At 67.5% G+C, this 557-nt stretch carries 1 protein-coding gene; it reads right to left on the bottom strand.

What is annotated here, in order from left to right; genetic code table 11:
• On the bottom strand, window positions 1-557 hold a 557-nt coding region (locus tag ACMGE0_RS33655), incomplete at both ends, for a sensor histidine kinase family protein (RefSeq protein ID WP_436820191.1).

The following is a 557-nucleotide window of genomic DNA, read 5'->3' as shown; positions in this document are numbered from 1 at the left end:
CCGCGTTGTCGAACAGATTGAGCAGGGCACGGGTCAGGAGCGAGCGTTCTCCCTCGACGAGCCACTCCCGATCATGCCCCTCCAGGACCAGTTCCACGCGCTTTTCCGCAAGCCGCGGCCAGATCTCGTCGGCGGCTACGGCCAAGATGTCACTGAGATCGAGGGGTTCCAGGCGATAGGTCATCCGCTCGGCGCGCGCGAGCTGGACGAAGTCGTCGGCGAGCTTGAGCGTCCGGCGGGCGTAAGTACGCACCCGATCGGCGACCGACGCTGCGACCTGACCGGGTCCCGCCCCGTCGATCGCCGCAAGGATCGACGCCTGGGGCGTGCGCATGTCGTGGGAGAGAAACTGCATCAGCTCTTCGCGCTGTTGACGGCCCTGCCATAGCTCGGTGACTTCGCTTAGCCGCAGAATCCACCCGAGTGGGGTATCCTGATCGCCCTGGCGCTCCGTCAGGCGCCCCTCGAACACCCGCTGATCGCGGCTCAGGAGCCAGCCTTGCCAGGGTTGAATGTCTGGCGGGCGAGGGAGGCCTCCCCGGTCCAGCGGCGCGCCG

This window comes from Neorhizobium descurainiae (assembly GCF_051400715.1).
Taxonomy (GTDB): Bacteria; Pseudomonadota; Alphaproteobacteria; order Rhizobiales; family Rhizobiaceae; genus Neorhizobium.
The sequence above is the reverse complement of the archived record's forward strand: the minus strand, read 5'-3'. Positions and strand labels throughout refer to the sequence as shown.